Origin of the sequence: Sphingopyxis macrogoltabida, assembly GCF_001314325.1 — a bacterium.
In the GTDB taxonomy this organism is placed as follows: domain Bacteria; phylum Pseudomonadota; class Alphaproteobacteria; order Sphingomonadales; family Sphingomonadaceae; genus Sphingopyxis; species Sphingopyxis macrogoltabida.
In genome coordinates this window covers 3482722-3503798 of record NZ_CP009429.1, presented here as the reverse complement: position 1 = coordinate 3503798, position 21077 = coordinate 3482722, and the positions used below count along the sequence as shown (strand labels likewise).

General features: G+C 66.0%; 17 protein-coding genes, 3 tRNA genes and 1 riboswitch. Of the genes, 15 read left to right on the top strand and 5 right to left on the bottom strand.

Annotated features, from left to right (window positions below; all coding sequences use genetic code 11):
• Positions 1–19 precede the first annotated feature (19 nt).
• Both LH19_RS17165 and LH19_RS17160 read right to left on the bottom strand, forming a co-directional pair.
• Positions 20–95, bottom strand: a tRNA-Ile gene (locus LH19_RS17165).
• A gap of 15 nt (positions 96–110) precedes the next feature.
• Positions 111–190 (bottom strand) — tRNA-Leu (locus LH19_RS17160).
• A 230-nt stretch (positions 191–420) separates the two neighbouring features.
• Between LH19_RS17160 and LH19_RS17155 the strand changes: the two genes are divergently transcribed.
• Both LH19_RS17155 and LH19_RS17150 read left to right on the top strand, forming a co-directional pair.
• The gene (locus LH19_RS17155; RefSeq protein ID WP_054730658.1) at positions 421–3195 is read left to right on the top strand and encodes a M16 family metallopeptidase; all 2775 of its coding nucleotides are present in this window, start codon (positions 421–423) and stop codon (positions 3193–3195) included.
• Positions 3196–3362: 167 nt separating this feature from the next.
• Positions 3363–3491, top strand: a riboswitch (SAM-I-IV-variant riboswitch).
• Between the two features lie 49 nt (positions 3492–3540).
• A complete protein-coding gene (locus LH19_RS17150) occupies positions 3541–4764 on the top strand; it encodes a threonine ammonia-lyase (RefSeq protein WP_054730654.1) in 1224 nt (407 codons plus the stop codon).
• Between the two features lie 161 nt (positions 4765–4925).
• Here LH19_RS17150 and trpC read toward each other — a convergent pair whose 3' ends face one another.
• Together trpC and LH19_RS17140 are read right to left on the bottom strand one after the other, a co-directional pair.
• A complete protein-coding gene (trpC, locus tag LH19_RS17145) occupies positions 4926–5792 on the bottom strand; it encodes an indole-3-glycerol phosphate synthase TrpC (protein ID WP_082395831.1) in 867 nt (288 codons plus the stop codon).
• Between the two features lie 125 nt (positions 5793–5917).
• The gene (locus LH19_RS17140) at positions 5918–6139 is read right to left on the bottom strand and encodes a hypothetical protein (RefSeq protein ID WP_082395829.1); all 222 of its coding nucleotides are present in this window, start codon (positions 6137–6139) and stop codon (positions 5918–5920) included.
• A 119-nt stretch (positions 6140–6258) separates the two neighbouring features.
• Here LH19_RS17140 and LH19_RS17135 point away from each other — a divergent pair, with 119 nt between their 5' ends.
• A complete protein-coding gene (locus LH19_RS17135) occupies positions 6259–6612 on the top strand; it encodes a UrcA family protein (RefSeq protein WP_054730651.1) in 354 nt (117 codons plus the stop codon).
• 113 nt (positions 6613–6725) lie between these two features.
• Complete coding sequence (locus tag LH19_RS28755; RefSeq protein ID WP_145923503.1) at positions 6726–6953, top strand: hypothetical protein; 228 nt, start codon at positions 6726–6728, stop codon at positions 6951–6953.
• A gap of 471 nt (positions 6954–7424) precedes the next feature.
• Here the strand turns inward: LH19_RS28755 and LH19_RS17125 are convergent.
• Positions 7425–7511, bottom strand: a tRNA-Leu gene (locus LH19_RS17125).
• Positions 7512–7810: 299 nt separating this feature from the next.
• Here LH19_RS17125 and LH19_RS17120 point away from each other — a divergent pair.
• The 11 genes from LH19_RS17120 (at position 7811) to gspK (ending at position 21076) form a co-directional block, all read left to right on the top strand.
• Positions 7811–9379 carry a hypothetical protein gene (locus LH19_RS17120; protein ID WP_054730645.1) on the top strand — a complete coding sequence of 523 codons (1569 nt, stop codon included), beginning with the start codon at positions 7811–7813 and terminating at the stop codon, positions 9377–9379.
• An 85-nt stretch (positions 9380–9464) separates the two neighbouring features.
• On the top strand, positions 9465–12161 hold the full coding sequence (locus tag LH19_RS17115) for a TonB-dependent receptor domain-containing protein (RefSeq protein WP_054730642.1): 2697 nt from the start codon (positions 9465–9467) through the stop codon (positions 12159–12161).
• Positions 12162–12296: 135 nt separating this feature from the next.
• Positions 12297–13178, top strand: coding sequence for a type II secretion system protein N (locus tag LH19_RS17110; protein ID WP_054730639.1), 882 nt, complete (start codon positions 12297–12299; stop codon positions 13176–13178).
• A 4-nt stretch (positions 13179–13182) separates the two neighbouring features.
• Positions 13183–15384, top strand: coding sequence for a type II secretion system secretin GspD (gene gspD, locus LH19_RS17105; protein ID WP_054730636.1), 2202 nt, complete (start codon positions 13183–13185; stop codon positions 15382–15384).
• The gene (gspE, locus tag LH19_RS17100; RefSeq protein WP_054730633.1) at positions 15381–16874 is read left to right on the top strand and encodes a type II secretion system ATPase GspE; all 1494 of its coding nucleotides are present in this window, start codon (positions 15381–15383) and stop codon (positions 16872–16874) included. Before gspD ends, gspE begins: the two co-directional genes overlap by 4 nt.
• The gene (gene gspF, locus LH19_RS17095) at positions 16867–18084 is read left to right on the top strand and encodes a type II secretion system inner membrane protein GspF (RefSeq protein WP_054733742.1); all 1218 of its coding nucleotides are present in this window, start codon (positions 16867–16869) and stop codon (positions 18082–18084) included. Before gspE ends, gspF begins: the two co-directional genes overlap by 8 nt.
• A 10-nt stretch (positions 18085–18094) precedes the next feature.
• Complete coding sequence (gene gspG / locus LH19_RS17090; RefSeq protein WP_054733739.1) at positions 18095–18574, top strand: type II secretion system major pseudopilin GspG; 480 nt, start codon at positions 18095–18097, stop codon at positions 18572–18574.
• The gene (locus LH19_RS17085) at positions 18549–19112 is read left to right on the top strand and encodes a GspH/FimT family pseudopilin (RefSeq protein ID WP_082395823.1); all 564 of its coding nucleotides are present in this window, start codon (positions 18549–18551) and stop codon (positions 19110–19112) included. The genes gspG and LH19_RS17085 overlap by 26 nt, the downstream gene beginning before the upstream one ends.
• The gene (gene gspI / locus LH19_RS17080; protein ID WP_257720435.1) at positions 19102–19467 is read left to right on the top strand and encodes a type II secretion system minor pseudopilin GspI; all 366 of its coding nucleotides are present in this window, start codon (positions 19102–19104) and stop codon (positions 19465–19467) included. The genes LH19_RS17085 and gspI overlap by 11 nt, the downstream gene beginning before the upstream one ends.
• Positions 19464–20075 carry a type II secretion system minor pseudopilin GspJ gene (gene gspJ, locus LH19_RS17075; protein ID WP_054730630.1) on the top strand — a complete coding sequence of 204 codons (612 nt, stop codon included), beginning with the start codon at positions 19464–19466 and terminating at the stop codon, positions 20073–20075. The genes gspI and gspJ overlap by 4 nt, the downstream gene beginning before the upstream one ends.
• Complete coding sequence (gspK, locus tag LH19_RS17070) at positions 20072–21076, top strand: type II secretion system minor pseudopilin GspK (protein ID WP_054730627.1); 1005 nt, start codon at positions 20072–20074, stop codon at positions 21074–21076. The genes gspJ and gspK overlap by 4 nt, the downstream gene beginning before the upstream one ends.
• Position 21077: the final 1 nt, after the last annotated feature.

The window sequence follows — 21077 nt, the reverse complement described above, 5'->3', positions numbered from 1 at the left end:
CGGGCCGGGGGGTACGTTCTGGTGGGCCCGGCAGGACTCGAACCCGCAACCTAGCCGTTATGAGCGGCCAGCTCTGACCATTGAGCTACAGGCCCCAACCAGACCGACGGTGCGGACGGCGGAACTCAACCCGCACTGGATGCCCCGGCGGATTTTAAGTCCGCTGCGCCTGCCATTTCGCCACGTCCGCGCGGGCTCGCGCGGACCCTCGCACTATAGAGACGTCCGATGACGGCATTCCCGCAACCCGGGCTTCGATATTTTTGATTCAGACCTTCCGGTGAGCGTGGATAGACGGCTGTCGTTCGTCGACCGAGGTCGGGTGTCCGTCGATGGTCCCACCGGCGAGACCCATCAGCCGTGCGGATTTGCTCCCCGCGCGCGTCTTCTTTCTATTGACCATATAGAGGGACGGATTTCATGACATTGTTGAAGCCTCTTGCCGCCGCGCTGCTGGCGTCGGTGTCGCTCACTGCGATCCCCGCTGCGACCGCGAAGCTGGCAAGCGCCGCCGCGTCGGCGGCGGATCCGCTGGCCGGTCTCGAGATCGATATTCCGGCGAAGAAGTTCGTTCTGAACAATGGTCTCACGCTGATCGTCCATGAAGACAAGTCGGCGCCGCTGGTCGCGGTCAACATCTGGTATCATGTCGGATCAAAGAATGAGCCGGTAGGTAAATCGGGGTTCGCGCATCTCTTCGAGCATCTGGTCTTCAACGGCTCGGAGCATTTCAACGACGATTTCTTCAAGGCTACCGAAAGGCTCGGTGCCTCGGACCTGAATGGCACCACCTCGGAAGACCGGACCAACTATTTCCAGACGGTGCCCAAGGCGGCGCTCGATTCGATCCTCTGGCTCGAAAGTGATCGGATGGGGCATTTGCTCGGCGCGATCGACCAGGCGAAGCTCGACGAGCAGCGCGCGGTGGTGAAAAATGAAAAGCGCCGCGGCGAGACCAACCCCTATGCCAAGGCGCAGGATCTGATCATCAAGGGGACGACGCCGCCCGACCACCCCTATGGCCATAGCGTCATCGGCTCGATGGAGGATCTCGACAACGCCTCGCTCGACGATGTGAAGCAATGGTTCCGCGACTATTATGGTCCTTCGAATGCCGTGCTCGTGCTCGCGGGTGACATCACGCCCGAGGAAGCGCTCGCCAAGGTCGAGAAATATTTCGGGGATATCGAACCGGGCTCGCCGGTGTCGCAGCCGACGAGCTGGCCGCTTCGGCGCACGGGCACGGTGCGCGAGACCACCTATGTCCGCGCCGCCCAGCCTGTCTTCATCCGGACCTGGAACATCTCGGACTATAGGTCGGCGGACACCGACTATCTCCAGTTCCTCGCCCAGACGCTCGCGGGAAGCCGTACTAGCCCGTTGATGAAGCGGCTCGTGATCGACGAGCAGGTCGCGACCGGCGTAGATGCGAGCGTGAACAATCGTGAGATCGGCGGCCAATTCTCGATCAGTGTCACCGCCAAGCCCGGTGTCGACCTGGAGAAGGTCGAGAAGATCGTCGACGAGGAACTCCGCAAGGTCATCGCAAACGGGCCGAGCGCCGCCGAAATGGGCAAGGCACGGACGACGGCGATCGCGGGCTTTGCGCGAGGGCTGGAGGCCATCGGCGGATTCAGCGGCAAGGCCAATATCCTCGCCGAGAGCGAAACCTATCTCGGCGCTCCTGATGCATGGAAGGAGGCTTGGGGCCGTTATCGTTCCGCCACAGCCGCCGACTTGCAGGGCGCGGCGAAGCGCTGGCTCACCGATGGCGACTATGTTCTTTACATGCTGCCCTTCGGCCAGCTTTCGGCCGCGGCCGAGGGCGCTGATCGGTCGAAGATGCCAGAGCCGGGCGCGGCAGTCCCGGCGGTCTTTCCCGCGGTGGAACGGGCTGAACTTGCGAATGGGCTGAAGCTCGTTGTCGCACGCCGCGCGGGCGTGCCGGTCGTCAACATGTCTCTTCTCGTCAACACGGGCATGGCCAAGGACTGGAGAATCGATACCAATGGCGTAGGAGCCTTCGCCGCAGGCCTGATGGATGAAGGAACAAAGACCCGCACAGGCGATCAGCTTTCCGACCAACTCGGTGCGCTCGGCGCAAGCGTGACGTCGGGCGGCGGCGGCGAGGCGAGCATCGTCTCGCTGTCGGCGGTCAAGCCGACCCTGAAGGAGGCGCTCGCGATCTACGCCGACGTCGTCCTCAACCCGGCCTATCGGACCGAGGATGTCGATCGCAACAAGTCCAATGCGCTGGCAGGGCTCGCTGCCGCGAAGCAGGATGGCGCCAAGGCGGCCGCCCGGCTTACGCCATCGATCATGTATGGGCCGGACTCGCCCTACGGACGCGTCCAGACCGAAGCGGATATCGCTGCGATTGATCCCGCCAAGCTCGGCGCGTTCCATGATCGCTGGTTCAAGCCGAACAATGCGACTTTGGTGGTCTCGGGAGACACGACCCTTGCCGAGATTCGCCCGCTCGTCGAAGCGGCGTTCGGCAAGTGGCGCGCGGGGGATGTGCCTGAGCGGATCGTGCCGTTGACGCCGCCTGCCAGGGAAACGGTCGTTTATCTGATCGACAAGCCCGGGGCTCCGCAATCTGTGATCACCGCCAGCGTCATCGCGCCCCGCCGCGTCGAGGGCGACAATGCGTCGCGCGGTGCCTTTATTTCGGCGATCGGTGGCAGCTTCACGTCGCGGATCAACATGAAACTGCGCGAGGAGAAGGGCTGGGCCTATGGCGCGAGCGCGGGCATCGCGGGGGGACGCGGAAGCCGCACCTATGGCGCGAATGCCTCGGTGCAGACGGACAAGACCGCCGAATCGATGACCGAGATCGCGAACCTGTTCCGGAGCTCGATCGGCGAGAAGAAACTCACCGCAGACGAACTCGCGAAGGCCAAGGACAATATGACTCTCGGGCTGTCGAGCCAATGGTCGAAGACGGCGGGTATCGCCGGCGCGGTGATCGATCAGATATCCTTCGATCTTCCCGATGACTATTATGCGACCTATCCCGGCTCGATCGCGGCGGTGACGCTCGCATCGGCGAATGCGGCGGGCGCCGATATCCTTGCTGGTAAGCCGCTGACGTGGATCGTCGTCGGCGATCTGACCAAGATCGAGGCGTCGGTACGGGCGCTGAAGCTTGGAGAAGTCCGTGTGATCGACGCCGACGGCAAGGTCATTCGCTGAGACCTCGCCGCCGGCTTGGCGCACCCTTCGCGAATATTTGCGGTCGGGGTGCGGATCGGGGTGGCTGCAGCGTCTTACACTTGAGACGTGTGGGAGCGGGGAGGGGGCTATTGGGCCCTTCTCCCCGCTTATCATCGTTTCGGATCTTGGACGCGGGTCCGAAACCGTGTCTGCATCAGGAGACGGGCGTGCGCCTCACGGCGAAGCACCCGCGCCAACCTGCGCTCACCCGCGCAAGGTGGTGGTCTTCCCTCACGGGAAGGCGATGCGGCCGGACGGCAACCAATCGGGGTTCCTTTCTCGGCCGCGTCGTCCCGGTGCTTGTTCAAAGCCAGGGGTAACCGAGTGAACCAGACTATTCCGACCTTCGCCGACATCGAGGCCGCCGCCACGCGTATGGCCGGCCAGATCATGGCGACGCCCTGCGTGCCGAGCCAGACGCTTTCGCGCCTGCTCGGCTGCGAGCTGTTCCTCAAGTTCGAGAATCTCCAGTTCACCGCGAGCTTCAAGGAGCGCGGCGCGCTGAACAAGCTGCTCGGCCTGCTGCCGCGTGAGCGCGTGTCCGGCGTGGTGGCGATGTCGGCGGGCAATCACGCGCAGGGGGTCGCCTATCATGCCGCGCGGCTCGGCATTCGCGCGACGATCATGATGCCCAACGGAACGCCGCTCACCAAAATATCGCGCACCCGCGAGCATGGCGCGAATGTCGTCGTCACCGGCGCCAATCTGATCGAGGCCTATGAAACGGCAGTGAACTATTCGAAGAGCTTCGATGCGACGATGATCCATCCCTATGACGATGGCGAGGTCATCGCGGGACAGGGAACGCTCGGGCTTGAGCTGATGGCAGCGGTCCCCGATCTCGACGCGATCCTGCTCCCGGTTGGCGGCGGCGGCCTCGTCTCGGGCGTTGCGATCGCGGCAAAGACCATAAACCCCAAGATCAGGATCATTGGCGTTCAGTCGGCCGTCTATCCGTCGATGGCGCGCGCCATGGCGGGCGAGGAGGGTGTTCTTCCCGACGGCGTTACCATCGCCGAAGGCATCGCGGTCAAATATGCAGGCAGCCTCACCCGGCGGATTGTGGCGGACTGGGTCGACGAAATCCTCGTCGTCGAGGAAGCCTCGATAGAGCGCGCAATCGCGCTGCTGCAGTCGGTCGAGAAGACGGTGTGCGAGGGCGCCGGGGCGGCGGGCCTCGCGGCGGTGATCGAGCATCGCGACCTGTTTGCCGGACAGCGTATCGCCGTCCCGCTGACAGGCGGCAATATCGATGCGCGCATCTTCGCCAATGTGATCCTGCGCGATCTTATCCGGTCAGGATCCCTGATGCGGATCGATGTGCCGATATCGGATCAGCCCGGGGCGCTGGCGGTTCTCGCGACAGTGCTCGCCGAGGAAGGTGCGAATATCGTCGATGTCGCGCATGAACGGATGAGCCTCGCGCTCAATCCCAAACGTGCGGCGCTCGACCTTGTCGTCGAACTGCAGGATTGCGACCATGGCGAGCGGGTGCTCGCCGCACTTCGCCAGCGAGGATTCGATGCGGTCGCGCGCTCTGTCGCCTGATCGGCGCCGCGCGGCGCGGCGCGCCGCCGCCTGGCGGCCGCTTTTCCTCATTCCTGGCACCGTCGAAGACGAGCACCCGGGTGAAAGGCAGCCGCGGCAAGGCCATGAGCCACCGCGCCCCAAATAGCGTCACCCGAACGGGCCGAGTCAGACGCTGTAGGTCAGACCGGTTGTATGATCCGCCCGGCGCGCGCTGAACGGCGCGTTGGCGTTGTGAGGCGCGGCGCCGCTGGAATGACGGCGTCGGCATCGAACAGGGCCTGTGTCGCGGCTGCAATGTCATGGCTGCGCATCAGGGTCTCGCCGACGAGGAAGGAGCGGATGCCGCTTGCGGCGAGGCGCGCGCAATCGGCGTGCGATCGGATGCCGCTCTCGCCGACGACAAGGGTGCCTTGTGGAACGCGCTTTGCCAGACGTTCGGCAACACCGAGATCGGTCGCGAAGGTGCGAAGATCGCGGCTGTTGATACCGATGAGACGCGAACGAAGTCTGGAGACGGCGCGGTCGAGTTCCTTGTCGTCATGAACCTCGACGAGCACGTCGAGACCGCGCTCGATCGCGGCGGCTTCAATCTCTTGCATAGCCCCATCCGAGAGCGCGGCGACGATGATCAGGATCGCGTCGGCGCCGATCGCGCGCGCTTCGGCGACCTGCCAGGGATCGATCATGAAGTCTTTGCGCAGGACAGGGAGGTCGCAGGCTGCTCGGGCCGCGATCAGATAATCCTCGTGTCCCTCGAACCAGGGCGCGTCGGTCAGCACCGACAAGCAGGTAGCCCCGCCTTCCTCATAGGCGCGGGCATGGCTCGGAGGATGAAAGTCTTCGCGGATGAGGCCGCGCGAGGGCGATGCGCGTTTGATCTCGGCGATAAGCGCGAAGTCGCCGTTCGTGACCCGCTCGCGCAGCGCCGCCTCGAAGCCGCGTATCAGTCCGGCGTCGATCCGATCCAGATCGCCGATCGAGCGTATCCGTCGCCGCGCCGCGACCTCCTTCGCCTTGGTGTCGAGGATCTGAGCGAGCTTGTTCATGGCGATTCCGTGTGGATGGCAGGCAGGGAAGAGCGCTGCGAGGAAAGCCGCGCGTCACAGGGTAAGACGCTTGTGCTGGTCGATTCCGCACTTGGTGCCGCCCGGAGCCGGCGCTCCGGCGCGGCTTAGCGCGTGCGAATGACCGTGCGAGTCTTGCCGCAAAGACCGCAGGCGTCCTTCAGCCGCTCATAGACTTGCTGGCCGGCGAGCGAGCGCGTGACGGCATTCGCCTGGCTCGGAACCGACAGGTTGAGACGGTCGGTGATGCAATTGTCGCAGATGGTCACACCCTCCAGCCGCCGCACCATCCGCTCGATCTCTACGCTTATCGTCATCTTCTCTGTCATCAACCTTCTATCGAAATTCCTTTACGGAATCGGCTGCAGATGCGGCCTCCTCACGCGTCTCTACGATGTGGGGGCGGCATCGGTGCCGGTCGCACGATCCATTCAGGGAAAATCATAACATGCAATCGACCGTTCGCTTTCTTCTCCCCCTTACTGTGCTTCTCGCTGGCGCGCCGGCGGCTGTTCAGGCGCGTGGGGGCATCGAGCCTGTCCGTGTGACCATCAGCCACCGTGATCTCGATCTCACGGATCCGGCCGACGTCGCCGTGCTTGAACGCCGCATCCGCGGTTCGGTGAAGATGGCGTGCCCGACGCTCGCGCGCACCCTCACCGAGATCGCTCATGCGCGCAAATGTGAGCGGGTCGTGACCGAACAGGCTGCGACCCAGAAGCAGGTTGCGATCGCCGAAGCCGAGGCCAATCGGGTGCGCTACGCGAGCGGGGGCGGCAACAAGGCCGTGGCCGTCCAGTAAGAGGTCGGGAAGCGTCCGCCGATGGCGGGCGCTTCCATCATGTGAGCCGTGCCCTCGACGGGGCCTCACAGCTTCGCCGAGGTCGAAGCCTCGAAAGGCGGTTCGGAGGGATAATGAAAGCGCGCGAAACGAACGTTCGCGAGGCGGCGGATATCCTGCAACAGGGCGAGCGCTGGTTGCTGTTCGGGCGCGCTGACTTCCATTTCGATCATCTGCACCCGGAGGTCGCGTTTGGCCGTGATCGTGAAGGGAAGCACATCGCGCTCGCGGATGATTTCCAGGACGCGATCGAGGATCAGTGGGCATCTCTCGGTTTCTACGACGAGTTGGGCCATCCTTGATCGGGCTATCTTGGGAAGACCGACAGGTGAGGGGCCGACTCCGCTTTCACTATCATCTCGTTCGCGCATGGGTCTCCCCGTGGTCGGGGTCGCTCGCGGCCTGTCGCCCGATTCACATGCCCCCTTATGAAGACGAGCCGAGCCGGGCTTTCCGCACATTCGCGATCCTGGCCTATGAAAAAAAGGGCGCGCGCGATCGGGGCTAATGCGAAAGCAGTGCGCCTGATCTCCTGCGGCCAGGACGTTTAGCTAGGCGAGTCTTGGGCGCGAGGTTGAATCTCGGGCACTTCCTCCCGGCACCATAGCTTGCAATCTACAAGGTTGGCTCCGCAGAACGGGGCAATTGGTCGCAGCATCCAATGAACGCCTGAAAACGTGCGCTGCACCGACGCAGAAAGGGTGGCCCAAAGGGTGGGCCAGAAACCATGATCACAAAAAATGGGTTATTTATCAATCGCTTAGAAGCGAAAATGGTGCGGTCGAGAAGACTCGAACTTCCACGGCCTTTCGGCCACAACGACCTCAACGTTGCGCGTCTACCAGTTCCGCCACGACCGCACATCATGATGGTCCGGACGGGCCGGCACCAGGTAGGAGCGGGCGCCTAGCAAAGCTTTCGGGGCGATGCAAGCGAGCTTCGCAGCATTTGTTTCTTCGCGGCACGGCAATGCCGGGCCCCGCGCGCCGGGCGTGTCACCAAAGCGTCCTGAAACCGTCACTCAACTGTCATCGCTCTGGCGTCAGACCGTCATCGAATCACCCTAGTGGCGGCGTCACCGGGGGCGAGCACAGACATTTCTCGTTGATCGGTGGTTTTTCATGTGGGGCGCGAAGGCGCACCGGGAACGGAGATTTTCATGGCGGCTTTCGCACGCGTTCGTTTGGTCATGCTCAGCGGCGTGGCCTGTTCCATTCTTGCGGCGTGCGGCGCCGACGGCGTCGCATCGCCGGGCGAAGGTGTGATCGTCATTCCGACGCCGACCCCGACGCCCACGCCCACCCCGACTCCGACGCCGACCCCGACGGGCGTTACCCCGGCGGCGAACTGCCCGACCATCGCGGGCGCCGACCAGCTCACCGACCTCGGCACGATCACCGGCAACGAAGGCACGTGGCGCAACTGCGGTTTCCCCGCGCGTTTCAACTCGACGACGGCGATCCCGAAGGTCGACGGCGTCATCTACTCGCTGCCCGGCCGCGTCGACGTCGGCACCGACCAGGGTGCGGCGAGCACCAACACCGTCGCGACGCTGACGATCGATCCGGGCGTCATCGTCTTCGGTTCGACGGGCGTTTCGTACCTCGTCGTCAACCGCGGCAACAAGATCGACGCCGTCGGCACCCCGACCCAGCCGATCATCTTCACCGGTCGTGGCAACGTCGTCAGTTCGGCGGGTGACAGCACCTCGCAGCTGTGGGGCGGTGTCGTTGTGCTGGGACGCGCGCCGGTCACCGACTGCCTCGCGCCGGGCGCCGCCGAAGGCACGGTCGATTGCGAACGCGACACCGAAGGCACGTCGAACGCGCTCTATGGCGGTGCGCAGCCGGCCGACAATTCGGGCCGCATGTCGTACGTCCAGATCCGCTATTCGGGCTTCATCCTGAGCGCCGACAAGGAACTGCAGGGCCTCACCCCGTCGGGTGTCGGTTCGGCCACCCAGTTCGACCACATCCAGATCCACAACAGCTCGGACGACGGCATGGAAGTGTTCGGCGGCCGGCCGAACTTCAAGCATATGGTCGTCACCGGCGCCGAGGATGACAGCTTCGACACCGACGTCGGCTACAAGGGCAATATCCAATATGCGATCGCGATCGGCCGCGCCGGCGGAACGGTGGGCGACTCGATGATGGAAATCGACTCGGACGGCAACGAACAGGCCGTTCCGCGCCAGAACGTCACCATCTCGAACTTCACCTTCATCCATCGCAACGCCAACAACAGCAACGCCGCCGCCATCCGCATCCGCGGCGGCGCCGACTACAGTTTCGTCAACGGCCTGATGACCAGCGACACCTCGTGTATCCGCATCGACAGCACGTCGACGACGCAGACGGCGGGTACCGACGAACAGGGGCCGCCGCGCTTCTTCTCGGTATCGCTGAAGTGCAGCGCCGACCGTCCGTTCCGCGGTGGCGGCAGCCCGGCGGTGACCGACGCGGAAGTCCAGGCGATCTTCAACGCCGGCACGGACAACCGCTTCGACTATACGCCGAGCCTCGCGAACCTGTTCATCAACGGCGCGACCGAAACGGGCTTCGCGGCCTATGATGCCAAGACGATCGCGCCCTTCTTCGACACGACGGCCTATGTCGGCGCGGTCCGCGATGCCAACGACACCTGGTATCAGGGCTGGACCTGTAACTCGGCGACGGCGGACTTCGGCACCAGCAGCGGCAGCTGCTCGGCGCTTCCGGTCACCTGATCGCCGCTCGCAAGCCAAATGGGGAGCGGGCAGGCCTGACACAGGCGGCCCGCTCCCTACCTGCATATTCCTCGGGGACTTTCACATGACCAAGCGGCCGATCTTCGCCAGCCTGCTTCTCCTCAGTTCCGCGCTCGTCGCGCCTGCCGCTCTGGCGCAGGATGCGAGCGCCGAACCCGCCGCCGACACGCCGCCCGTCGCCGCCGAACCGGCCACCGACGACGCCGCGTCCGCCGACGAAGAGGTCGATATTTCGATTCCGGGCGGCGCCGATCAGGAGATCGTCGTCACGGGCCGCTTTACCCCCAACATCGTCCGTTCGACCCCCGAAGTCGTGTCGTCGCTGTCGTCGGCCGACATCGCGCGGACCGGCGAGGGCGATATCTCGGGCTCGCTGCAGCGCGTTACCGGCCTGTCGGTCGTCGGTGGCGGCTTCGTCTATGTCCGCGGCCTTGGCGATCGCTATTCGCTGGCGCTGCTCAACGGTTCGCCGCTGCCCAGCCCCGAGCCGCTGAAGCGCGTCGTGCCGCTCGACATCTTCCCGACCAACGTCATCGATTCGACGCTGGTCCAGAAAAGCTTCTCGGTGAACTTCCCCGGCGAATTCGGCGGCGGCGTGATCAATCTCACGACCAAGGCGACGCCGCGCGAACCCTTCCTGACCTTCAGCGGCGGGATCGGCTGGGACAGCGAAACGACGAACCAGCTCGGCTATACCTATTATGGCAGCGACACCGACTGGACCGGTTTCGACGACGGCACGCGCGATGTGCCGCCGCTGCTCAAGGCCGCGCTCGCCAGTGGCAAGCCGATTCTGGAAGGTGCCGACTTCACCCAGGACCAGCTGGAGGCGATCCAGATGGAGCTGGTCAACGCCGAAACGACGCTGCTCCAGCAAAACGACCATATCCCGATCAACTGGTCGGCCGGGATCACTGGCGGCACGACGATTGCGTTGCCGAACGGTGAACTCGGTATCATCGCGACCGCGGGGATCAGCAACAAGTGGCGCACCCGCGACACGTTGCAGCAGACGTCGGTCAACGACGACCTGTCGGGCGATCCGCAGACGAGCTACAACCGCGTCATCACCGACAATCGCGTCGTGGTGAACGGGCTGCTCGGTTTCGGGCTCGAACTCGGCGACCACAAGATCCGCTGGACCAACCTCTATATCCGCGACACGTTGAAGCAGGCGCGCCTCGCGCTCGGTACCGACGCCAACCAGTCGGACCGCGACATCATGAAGCAGGATACGGCGTGGTACGAGCGCCAGCTCATCAACACGCAGCTCGTCGGCGAATTCCACTTCGACCGGCTGAAGCTCGACTTGCGCGGCGCCTACGCCAATTCGCAGCGCGAAGCACCCTATGAGCGCGGCTTTACCTATGTCCGCACCAACCAGCCGGGCGACCCGGTAGGCGACAAGTTCGTCAACGACCTCGGCGGCAACCGCGGCGATGCGACGATCGCCTTTTCGGACCTCAACGAGGATCTGTGGTCGGGCGGCGTCGACCTGTCGTACGAGCTCGCTCCGCGGATCACCGCGACGGTCGGCTATGCCTACAGCGACACGCATCGCGTTTCGGAACGCCGGACCTTCCAGTTCCGTGCCTCGAACCTGCCGCTGGCGGTGCAACAGCTGCGCCCCGACTATCTGCTCTCCGACGCGACGATCCAGCTTTACGACATCACGCTGCTCGAAACCTCGGCGCAGGACGGCACCGCGGCCTTCGACGCCAAGCTGACGACCCACGCCGGCTACGGCCAGTTGCAGGCGGAGATCGTGCCCGGCGTCAACGTCAACGCCGGGGTGCGTTACGAGGAAGCGAAGCAGACCGTCGTTCCGATCGACCTGTTCGGCACCGGATCGTCGGCGATCGTCGCGACCAACCTGAACAACGACTATTGGCTGCCCGCGGTCACGCTGACCTGGGAGGTCGCGCCCGACATGCAGCTGCGCGTCAACGGATCGAAGACGATCGCGCGGCCGCAGTTCCGCGAGTTGGTGGCGCAGGTCTATCAGGACCCCGAATCGAACCGCCTGTTCCGCGGCAACCCGTCGCTGACCGACAGCGAGCTATGGAATGCCGAAGCGCGCTATGAGTGGTATTTCGCCAAGGATCAGCGCCTGACGGTCGCCGGCTTCTACAAGTCGATCGACAATCCGATCGAGACCTATACCTCGATTTCGGACTCGTCGGTGAACAGCAGCTACGCCAACGCGCCTAAGGCGACGCTGTACGGCGCCGAGGTCGAAGTGCAGAAATATTTCCCGCTCGACAAGCTGTCGGACTCGCCCTTCTGGCAGAGCCGCCGCCTCGTGCTGATCGGCAACTATACCTACACCAAATCCGAAATCCGGGTCCGCGACGGCGACACCACGGTGATCAATGGCGTGGTGCAGAATGCCGCCAACTTCTTCTTCGACGGCGCACCGATGACGGGTCAGTCCGACCATTTGCTCAATTTCCAGATCGGGCTGGAGGATCAGGACAAGCTGTCGCAGCAGACGTTGCTGCTGACCTATGCCAGCCCGCGCGTCACCAGCCGCGGTCCGTCGGGCCAGCCCGACCTCGAGGAAAAGCCGGGCATCCAGCTCGACTTCGTTGCGCGGCAGGGGCTGACGCTGCTGAACAAGGAAATCGAGCTGAAGTTCGAGGCGCGCAACCTGACCGGACGCAAATATCAGGAAGTGCAGACCGCGGGCGACAACAAGATCTTCTTCAACCGCTACAAGCTGGGCCGGACCTTCTCGCTGAGTGCGTCGGTGAAGTTCTGATCGGGCAGGGCGGGTCCGATCGCACCGGACTCGCCCGGCTGACAAAAAACTGTAATCTTCCCGTCAACTGATTGTCATCAATCGCCCCTAGGCGATTCGCGTGCAATGCTTTCAGGCGGGGGACAGGGTTATTTCATGGCGACGCTGATGCCCGGATCGGCCGTTCGGCTGCCGCGTGGCCTGCCCGTCTGGCTGCGGACCAAACGCGCGCCGCGCGACATCTGGCCGCTGCTGCTGGTCGCGCTGCTCGGCGCGTTGCTGGTCTGGCAATGTATCCGCCTGCTCTGGACCCTCATCGTGCCGCTGTCGCCGCTCGGCGCCTGGCAACCGCAGGCGGCGGTCATTGCGTCGCCCGCCGAGCGCCGCGCGCTGTTCGTCGGCCTCGACCCTTTCTTCCGCACCGCACCGCAGGGCCCCGCCAGCGCCACCGTCACCGCGCTCGGCCTCACCCTGTTCGGGGTCAATATCAACGAAGCGACGGGCAGCGGTTCGGCGATCATCGCCGGCGAGGACGGGGTGCAGAACAGCTACGCCGTCGGCGACGAGATCGCGCCCGGCGTCAAGCTGGTGGGCGTCGCGTTCGACCATGTGCTGCTTGATCGCGGCGGCGCGCGCGAAAGCCTGTTCCTCGATCAGAGCGGCGAGGCGCCGGTCGCCAGTCCCGCGGCCGCCCCCGCCATGCCGACCCCCGAAACCGCTGCGGCCCCCGCGAGCGGTGTCTCGGCCAGCGGCGAGATGTCGCCGGCGGCCCTGAAATCGGGCGTCGGCTTCGCCCCGCGGACCGAGAGCGGTAAGGTCACCGGCCTCGCGGTCCAGCCGCAGGGCGACGGCGCCGTGTTCCGCGCCGCCGGGCTGCGCCCGGGCGATGTCATCCGCTCGGTCAACGGCCGCCCGATCGGTTCGGCGGGCGATGCCGCCTCGCTCGCCGGCCAGTTTACGCCGGGGGCGCGCATCTCGCTCGAGGTCGAGCGCGGTGCCAGCGTCGTCCCCGTCGCCATCTTCCTCTCGAAGCAATAGGTTTATGCGTCTCAAACTGTCCCTGATGCTCGCCGCCGCGCTCGTTTCCGCAACGCCGGGACCCGCGCTCGCGCAATATACGCTGAACGTCCGCGACGCCGATATCCGCGCGTTCATCCAGGATGCGGCGCGGATCACCGGGCGCACTTTCGTCATCGACGGCCGCGTCAATGGCAAGGTATCGGTGGTGACCGACCGGCCGCTGTCGCGGAGCGAATATTTCGAGATTTTCCTCTCGACGCTGCGCTCGAACGGGCTGGTCGCGGTGCCGGGACCGAACGGCAGCTATCGCGTCCAGCCGATCGACGGCGCCGCCGCCCAGCCCGGCCGCATCGGCAGCGGCGGCGCGGCGCAGAACCAGTTCGTCACCGAAATCATCCGCCTGCGCCACATCGACGCCGTGTCGGCGGTCGAAACGCTGCGCCCGCTGGTCAGCCCGCAGGGATCGCTGACCGCGAACCGCAACGCCAACAGCCTGGTCGTCGCCGATTTCGCCGACAATATCCGCCGCATCCGCGCGCTCGCGAGCAGCATCGACCGCGACAGTTCAACGAGCCAGATCGTGACGCTGAAAAATGCCGGCGCGCGCGAGATCGCGGCCGCGCTGCAGGCGCTGGTGCCTGCAGCCGGCGAGGGCGCGCAATCGCCCGTCGCCATCGTGCCGATCGACAGCAGCAACGCGATTGCCCTGCGCGGCGATCAGGCGATGGTCGCGCGCTTCGTCCAGATGGCGAACGACCTCGATGCCAAGGCGGCGGGCGGCACCGAGCTGCGCGTCTATTGGCTCGAACATGCCAATGCCGAAACGCTGTTGCCGACGCTTCAGCAACTGATCGGCGGCGGCAGCGATCCGGCGCAGAAGGCCGGACTGCCGCCGGCTTCGTCCTCTTCCTCGTCATCGGGCAGCGCCGGTGCTGCGCCCGCCGCCGCAACGAACAGCGCGCCGACCTCGGTCAGCGGCGCCGGCGGCAGCATCTCGACCCGCGGTCCGGCGATCGTCACCCGCTACGAAGGCGCCAATGCGATCATCGTCGCCGCCAACAGCGAAGTGCAGCGGATGCTCGGCGAACTGATCCGCCAGCTCGACAGCCGCCGCGAGCAGGTGTTGGTCGAGGCGATCGTCGTCGAGATCGGCGACGATGCGGCAAAGCGGCTCGGCGTCCAGTTCCTGCTCGGCGGCAAGAATATTCCGTTCGTCGCAACCAATTATAGCAATGCCCAGCCGAACATCTTCACGCTCGGCGGCGCCTATGCCGCGACCAAGCTGACCGAAGACAAGACGACCGTCGACGGCACCACCGTCGTCACCCAGACGTCGAGCGCGCTCGGCAGCAGCCTGCAGGAAGCCGCGGCGGCGTCGCTGCTCCAGGCGACCGGCGGTTTCGCAGGGTTCGCGGGCGATATCGGCAAGAACACGATCTTCGGCGCGATCATCAACGCGGTGAAATCGGACACGACGTCGAACCTGCTCGCGACGCCGCATATCGTCACGCTCGACAATCAGGCGGCGAAATTCCTCGTCGGACAGGAAGTGCCGATCACGACGGGCGAAGCGCTGAGCGACAATTTCGACAACGCCTTCCGCACCGTCCAGCGCGAAGAGGTGGGCATCAAGCTCGAAGTGACGCCGCAGGTCAACGGCGCGGGCGAGGTCAAGCTGTTCCTCCGTCAGGAAGTGTCGAGCGTCGCGGGTCCGGTGTCGTCGCGCAACAGCGACCTCATCCTCAACAAGCGCTCGTTCGAGACCGTGCTGACGGTCGACGACGGCGAAATCCTCGCGATCGGCGGCCTGCTCAACGACGACGAGCGCAAGACGATCGAGCGTATTCCGTTGCTGAGCGACATCCCGCTGATCGGCGAATTGTTCAAGTCGCGGAGCCGCAGCCGTTCCAAGACGAACCTGATGGTCTTCATCCGCCCGACCGTCCTGCGCAATCGCGAGGATAATGCTGCGCTGACCGCGCGGCGTTACGGCTATGTCCGCAATTTCCAGTTGCAGCGGAACCCCGATCAGGAACCGGCGATCGATACGCTGGTCCGCGACTATATGGGGACGACGCCGCCGTCGCCGCCCTCGGCCGGCGATGTGACCGTCACTCCCGTCGATCTGCCCGCGCTGCGCGGGCCCGATGGCAATGTGATCAGCACCGACGTGCCGCCCTCGATCTCGAACGCGCCCGCGCCGCCGCCCGGAGAATATCCGTGACCGATTCCGAACCGACCGCCGCGCCCCCGGCGCCGGTCGATATTCCCTATGGCTTCGCGCGCGCGCACGGCGTCGTGATCGCGCCGGGGGAGGGCGGCATCTGGCTGGCGACGCTCCGCGAGGACAGCGACCCGGCGGTGCTCATTGAGGTCAAGCGCTATCTGGCGCAGCCGCTACGCGTTGCGACCGCCAGCGCCGCCGATTTCGACCGACTGCTGTCCGATCATTATGCCGTCGATGCCTCGGCCGCCGCGATGGCGGGATCGCTCGACGGCAGCGACCTCGATTTCAGCCTGCCGAGCGCCGAAGACTTGCTCGACAGTGCCGACGATGCCCCCGCGATCCGCCTGATCAACGCGATCATTGCCGAAGCGGTGCGGCAGGGCGTCAGCGACATTCATATCGAACCGTATGAAAGCGGGCTGGTCGTACGCATGCGCACCGACGGGGTGCTGCGCGAGCATCTGCGCATGCCGCCGCACGTTGCGCCCGTCGTCGTCAGCCGCATCAAGGTGATGGCGCGGCTCGACATCGCCGAACGCCGCGTGCCGCAGGACGGGCGCATCGCGCTGACGCTGGCGGGCAAGGCGGTCGACGTCCGCGTTTCGACGCTGCCCAGCCGGGCCGGCGAGCGCGTCGTGATGCGCATCCTCGACAAGGATACCGCGGGGATCGATTTCGACGTCCTCGGCCTGTCGGGCGAGGCCGACCGCATCCTGCGTGAAGCGCTTGCCGAACCCAATGGCATCATTCTCGTTACCGGGCCGACCGGATCGGGCAAAACGACGTCGCTCTATGCCGCGCTCAAGCAGTTGAACGACGGCCAGCGCAATATCCTGACCGTCGAGGATCCGGTCGAATATGCTGTCGACGGCATCGGCCAGACGCAGGTCAATGCCAAGGTCGGGCTCGATTTCGCGGCGGGCCTGCGCGCGATCCTGCGCCAGGACCCCGACGTCGTGATGGTCGGCGAAATCCGCGACCGCGAGACCGCCGATATCGCGGTGCAGGCGTCGCTGACCGGCCACCTCGTGCTGTCGACTGTCCACACCAACGATGCGGTCGGCGCGATCACGCGCCTCAAGGATCTGAAGGTCGAACCATTCCTGCTCGCCTCGACGCTACGCGCGGTGATCGCGCAGCGGCTCGTCCGCAAGCTCTGCGAGCATTGCCGCGAACCGGTGCAGGCCGACAACAGCGTTGCCGCGATGCTCGGGCTCGATATCGGCACCGTCATCTGGCGGCCCAAGGGCTGCGACCAGTGCGGCGGCAGCGGCTACAAGGGCCGTATCGGGGTGTTCGAGGCGATCAAGGTCGACGAGACGGTGCGCCGCTATATCTACGCCGGCGGCGACGAGGCGATGATCGCCAAACATGCCTTTCTGAAAGCACCGACGCTGGCGTCGGCGGCGCGTACGATGGTTGCCAAGGGGCTGACCACCGCCGAGGAGGCGATCCGCGTCGCGCGGCGCGAGGATGTCGATGCCTGATTATCGCTATGTGGCGATCGACCCGCAGGGGCGCGAGCGCAAGGGACGGCTGACCGCGGCGAACGACGATGCCGCGCGCGCCGACTTGGTGCGGCGCAAATTCCATATCGTCGCGGTCGAGGCGGCGGGGTCGCGGCCGCGTGCCGAACGGTCGCTGCTCGCCTTTCGCCGCAACAAGCTCGGCCGCAAGGAACTGGCGCTGTTCACGCGCCAGCTCGCGACTTTGGTCGAGGTCGCGCCGCTCGAAGAAGCGCTGCGCACGCTGACGCGGCAGAGCGAGGCCGAAAGCGCCCGGGCGGTGATCGCCGACGTTCACGCCGGGCTGCTCGAAGGCCGCCGGCTTGCCGACGCGATGGCGCGTCAGCCGGCGAGCTTCCCGCCGCTCTATCGCGCGATGGTCGCGGCGGGCGAAACCACCGGCAGCCTGACGACGATCCTCGCCCGGCTCGCCGACCTGCTCGAACGGCAGGCCGAAGTGCGCGGCAAGCTGGTCGCGGCGCTCGCCTATCCCATCGTCCTCGCCGTGGTCGCGATCGGCGTCGTTGCGGCGCTGATGATCTTCGTCGTCCCGCGCGTCGTCGAACAATTCACCGACACGGGACAGCAACTGCCCTTCCTGACCCGCGCGGTGATCGCGATCTCGGGCTTTGCCGCCAACTGGTGGTGGCTGATCGCGCTGCTGCTGGCCGCCGGAGCCTTTGGCTGGGTCACCGCGATGCGCCGCCCGGCGTTCAAGGCGCGGGTCGATGCGCGGCTGCTCCGCCTGCCGCTGCTCGGCCGCCTGCTCCGCGATCTCTATGCTGCCCGTTTCGCCCGCACGCTGTCGACGATGGTGTCGAGCCGGCTGCCGCTCGTCGAAGGGCTGCGGCTCACCGTCCCGACGATCCGCAACGCGGCGCTCGCCGGAGCGACCGCGGCGATCGTCGACCAGGTCCGCGCCGGCGGCAGCCTTTCCGCCGCGCTGCGCGACGCGGGCGTCTTTCCGCCGCTCCTCGTCTATATGACCGCGAGCGGCGAAAGCGCGGGGCGATTGGAGCAGATGCTCGAACGCGCCGCCGACTATCTCGAACGCGAGTTCGATCGTTTTACCGCCGCCTCGATGGCGCTTCTCGAACCTGTCATAATTGTCCTTATGGGGTCTTGCGTCGCGCTCATCATTCTCGCCATCCTGCTTCCGATCCTCCAGTTGCAGAACCTCGCAGGTCTATAATATGTCGCTTATGCAGCTTTTCTTTCGCCTGATGCTCGATCCCGGCCGATCCGCCGCCGGCCGCCGGAAGCGCGACGAGCGCGGCTTCACGCTGACCGAACTGATGGTGGTGATCTTCATCATCGGGCTGCTCGCCACGGTGGTGATGATCAACGTGCTGCCCAGCCAGGATCGCGCGATGGTGACCAAGGCGAAAGCCGACATCGCGACGCTCGAAACCGCGCTCGAACAATATCGCCTCGACAATCTCACCTATCCGGCGAGCACCGACGGACTGAATGCGCTTGTTTCGGCGCCGCCGGCACTCGCCCAACCCGAACGCTATCGCCGCGGCGGCTATATCAAGAAGCTGCCCGAAGATCCGTGGGGCCGCCCCTATAATTATCAGGCGCCGGGGCCGAACGGAAAGGCGTTCGACGTCTGGTCGCTCGGCGCCGACGGGGCGCCCGGCGGGACCGACGACAATGCCGACATTCGCGGAGAAGGCTGAGGCGCTCGCTGGATGTTCCCCGGCGAAAGCCGGGGCCCATTTGCGCCCGCACAATCTTTCATGGGCCCCGGCTCCCACCGGGGCGCACTGTCCTGACGGCCAGCGCGGCTTCACGCTGGTCGAGCTGATGGTCGTGCTCGCCATCCTCGCGCTTGCCGCCGCCGCAGTGGTGCTGACGATCCCCGGCGACGAACGCACAGTGCGCAGCGAGGCCGATCGCCTTGCCGCCCGCCTTGCCGCCGCGCGCGACGTGGCGGTGATCGAGGGGCGCAGCGTCGCGGTCAACTTCGCGCCGTCGGGCTATGGCTTCGAGCGCCGGGTCGAAGGGGCGTGGCAGCCGCTGCCCGGCCGCGCGTTCGAACAGCGCAACTGGCCGGGCGATGTCCGTTTCGTTGCCGGCGACGGGCAGGGCGTATCGCGCATCCTTTTCGATCGCGTCGGGACCAGCCCGACGCCGCAGTCCGTCGTCCTTGCGGGCGGCGACGCGCGCGAAACCGTGCGCGTTTCGGCGACGGGGGAGGTCAGCCGTGGCCAATGATCGTGAAAGCGGTTTTACGCTGCTTGAAATGCTCGTCGCGCTCAGCATCATCAGCATTGCGGCGCTGACGCTCGTCCGTCTCGACGCTTTTGCCGTACGGACAGCCGGCGATCTCGACGAAAGCACCATGGCGGGGATCGTCGCGCAGAATCGTGCTGTCGAACTGTGGACCGATCCGGCGCCGCCGACGATCGGCAACAGCGCGACGGGCGTCGCCAATGCCGGCCGCAACTGGCGCGTCGAACAGCGCGTCGCCAGGACCGCCGACGACAGCCTGCTTCGTATCGACCTGACCGTCCGGCCCGAAAGCGGACGCGGGCAGGCGGTGCTGACGATCATCAGGCCGTCGCAATGAAGGACGAACGCGGCTTCACGCTCGTCGAAATGCTCGTCGCATTGTCGATCTTTGCGGCGATCGCCGCGATGGGAGTCGGCCTGCTGCGTAGCAGTATCGATACGCAGGATGCCGTTCAGCTTCGCCTGAAGGCAATGGGCGGCATCAACCGGGTGCGCGCGCTGATGGCGAATGACCTTGCGCAAGCGGTGCAGCGCCCGACGCGCGGGCAGGCGGGGGAGCCCGTGCCGGCATTCATCGGTTCGCCCACCGGCTTCGCCTTCGTCCACGGCGGCGCACCGTCGCAGGACGGCGGGCCGCGCCCTGCGGTCGAACGGGTCGCCTATGCTCTGACCGGCGGCGAATGGCGGCGCGCGGTGCAGCCGATGCTCGACGGCGCGGCGCTGAACGACGGCGATCGCCTGATCGGCGAGGTCGACGCGGTCGCCGTGCGCTATCGCGACGAACGGGGCAATTGGGGCGAGAGCTGGACGTCGGAGCCCGGCGACCGCCTGCCGCGTGCGGTCGAAGTGCGGTTGACCCGCCGGGGCCGGGCGCCGCTTGCCATGCTGTTCCTCACCGCCCCGGCATTGCCGCCTCCGCCTCCCTTGCAGGCGCCTGTGCCATGAGGCCGCCGGCGAGAGGCGAACGCGGTGCCGCGCTGCTCGGCGTGCTGCTGCTCGTCGCGGTCATGGCAGTGATCGCTGCGACGGCGCTCGACCGGCTCACGCTCGCGACGCGGATCGCGGGCAGCGCGGCGACGATCGATCAGGGCCGCGCCTACAGCTTTGCCGCCGAACAGATTGCGCTGCGCCGCGTTGCCGATCTGGTCGGGCGTGATCCGTCGCGGCTGACGCTCGCCGGTGGCTGGCTCGGGCGCGAGTTCGTGCTGCCGCTGCCGGGCGGCGAAGGCCGGGCGCGGCTGACCGATGCGAATAATTGCTTCAACCTCAACGCGCTCGTTGTCGAAGCGGCGCCCGGGCGGCTCAGCCAGCGCGCCGGCGCCGTGGCGCAGTTCGCCGAACTGATGACCCTGCTCGGCATCGACCCCGGTCAGGCGAAGGCGATTGCGGCAGCGACCGCCGACTGGATCGACAGCGACAGCAACGAAGGACCGCTAGGCGCCGAGGACGGCGTCTACCGGTCGATGCAGGCATCCTATCTGCCCGGTAACCGCAAAATGGCCGATATCAGCGAACTGCGCGCGGTGCGCGGGGTGACGCCGAAAATCTATGCGCGGCTCAAGCCCTGGATTTGCGTGCTGCCGGTCGCCGATCCGATCCGGCTCAACGTCAACACGCTGGCGCCCGAACAGGCGCCTTTGGTCGCGATGCTGCGTCCCGGCGAGATCGGGGTGGCGAATGCGCGCGCCGCGCTGGCAGCGCGGCCCGCCGACGGCTATGGCAGCAGCGTCCGATTCTGGAAAGCGGGGCCGCTTGCCGGGATCGATCCGGGCGACGCCGCCGAACAGGCGGGGATGACGAGCCGCTGGCTGACACTGACGACGAATGTGACGATGGGGGACGGTTTCTTGACTTCGGTTTCGCTCATCGATGCGAATGGCGGCGCGCCCGCTGCGGGTACCGCGCCGCCGTCGATCGTCCGCCGTGACTGGGGCGAGGGCGACTGAC

Excerpts from the sequence above, each read along its gene's own strand:
- LH19_RS17110 (WP_054730639.1), top strand. The coding sequence starts at position 12,297 with ATGGCGACGCTGATGCCCGGATCGGCCGTTCGGCTGCCGCGTGGCCTG.
- LH19_RS17135 (WP_054730651.1), top strand. The coding sequence starts at position 6,259 with ATGCAATCGACCGTTCGCTTTCTTCTCCCCCTTACTGTGCTTCTCGCT.
- gspG (WP_054733739.1), top strand. The coding sequence starts at position 18,095 with ATGCAGCTTTTCTTTCGCCTGATGCTCGATCCCGGCCGATCCGCCGCC.
- LH19_RS17115 (WP_054730642.1), top strand. The coding sequence starts at position 9,465 with ATGACCAAGCGGCCGATCTTCGCCAGCCTGCTTCTCCTCAGTTCCGCG.
- LH19_RS17120 (WP_054730645.1), top strand. The coding sequence starts at position 7,811 with ATGGCGGCTTTCGCACGCGTTCGTTTGGTCATGCTCAGCGGCGTGGCC.
- LH19_RS17140 (WP_082395829.1), bottom strand. The coding sequence starts at position 6,139 with ATGACAGAGAAGATGACGATAAGCGTAGAGATCGAGCGGATGGTGCGG.
- LH19_RS28755 (WP_145923503.1), top strand. The coding sequence starts at position 6,726 with ATGAAAGCGCGCGAAACGAACGTTCGCGAGGCGGCGGATATCCTGCAA.
- gspJ (WP_054730630.1), top strand. The coding sequence starts at position 19,464 with ATGAAGGACGAACGCGGCTTCACGCTCGTCGAAATGCTCGTCGCATTG.
- trpC (WP_082395831.1), bottom strand. The coding sequence starts at position 5,792 with ATGAACAAGCTCGCTCAGATCCTCGACACCAAGGCGAAGGAGGTCGCG.
- LH19_RS17155 (WP_054730658.1), top strand. The coding sequence starts at position 421 with ATGACATTGTTGAAGCCTCTTGCCGCCGCGCTGCTGGCGTCGGTGTCG.
- gspF (WP_054733742.1), top strand. The coding sequence starts at position 16,867 with ATGCCTGATTATCGCTATGTGGCGATCGACCCGCAGGGGCGCGAGCGC.
- gspK (WP_054730627.1), top strand. The coding sequence starts at position 20,072 with ATGAGGCCGCCGGCGAGAGGCGAACGCGGTGCCGCGCTGCTCGGCGTG.
- LH19_RS17085 (WP_082395823.1), top strand. The coding sequence starts at position 18,549 with ATGCCGACATTCGCGGAGAAGGCTGAGGCGCTCGCTGGATGTTCCCCG.
- gspD (WP_054730636.1), top strand. The coding sequence starts at position 13,183 with ATGCGTCTCAAACTGTCCCTGATGCTCGCCGCCGCGCTCGTTTCCGCA.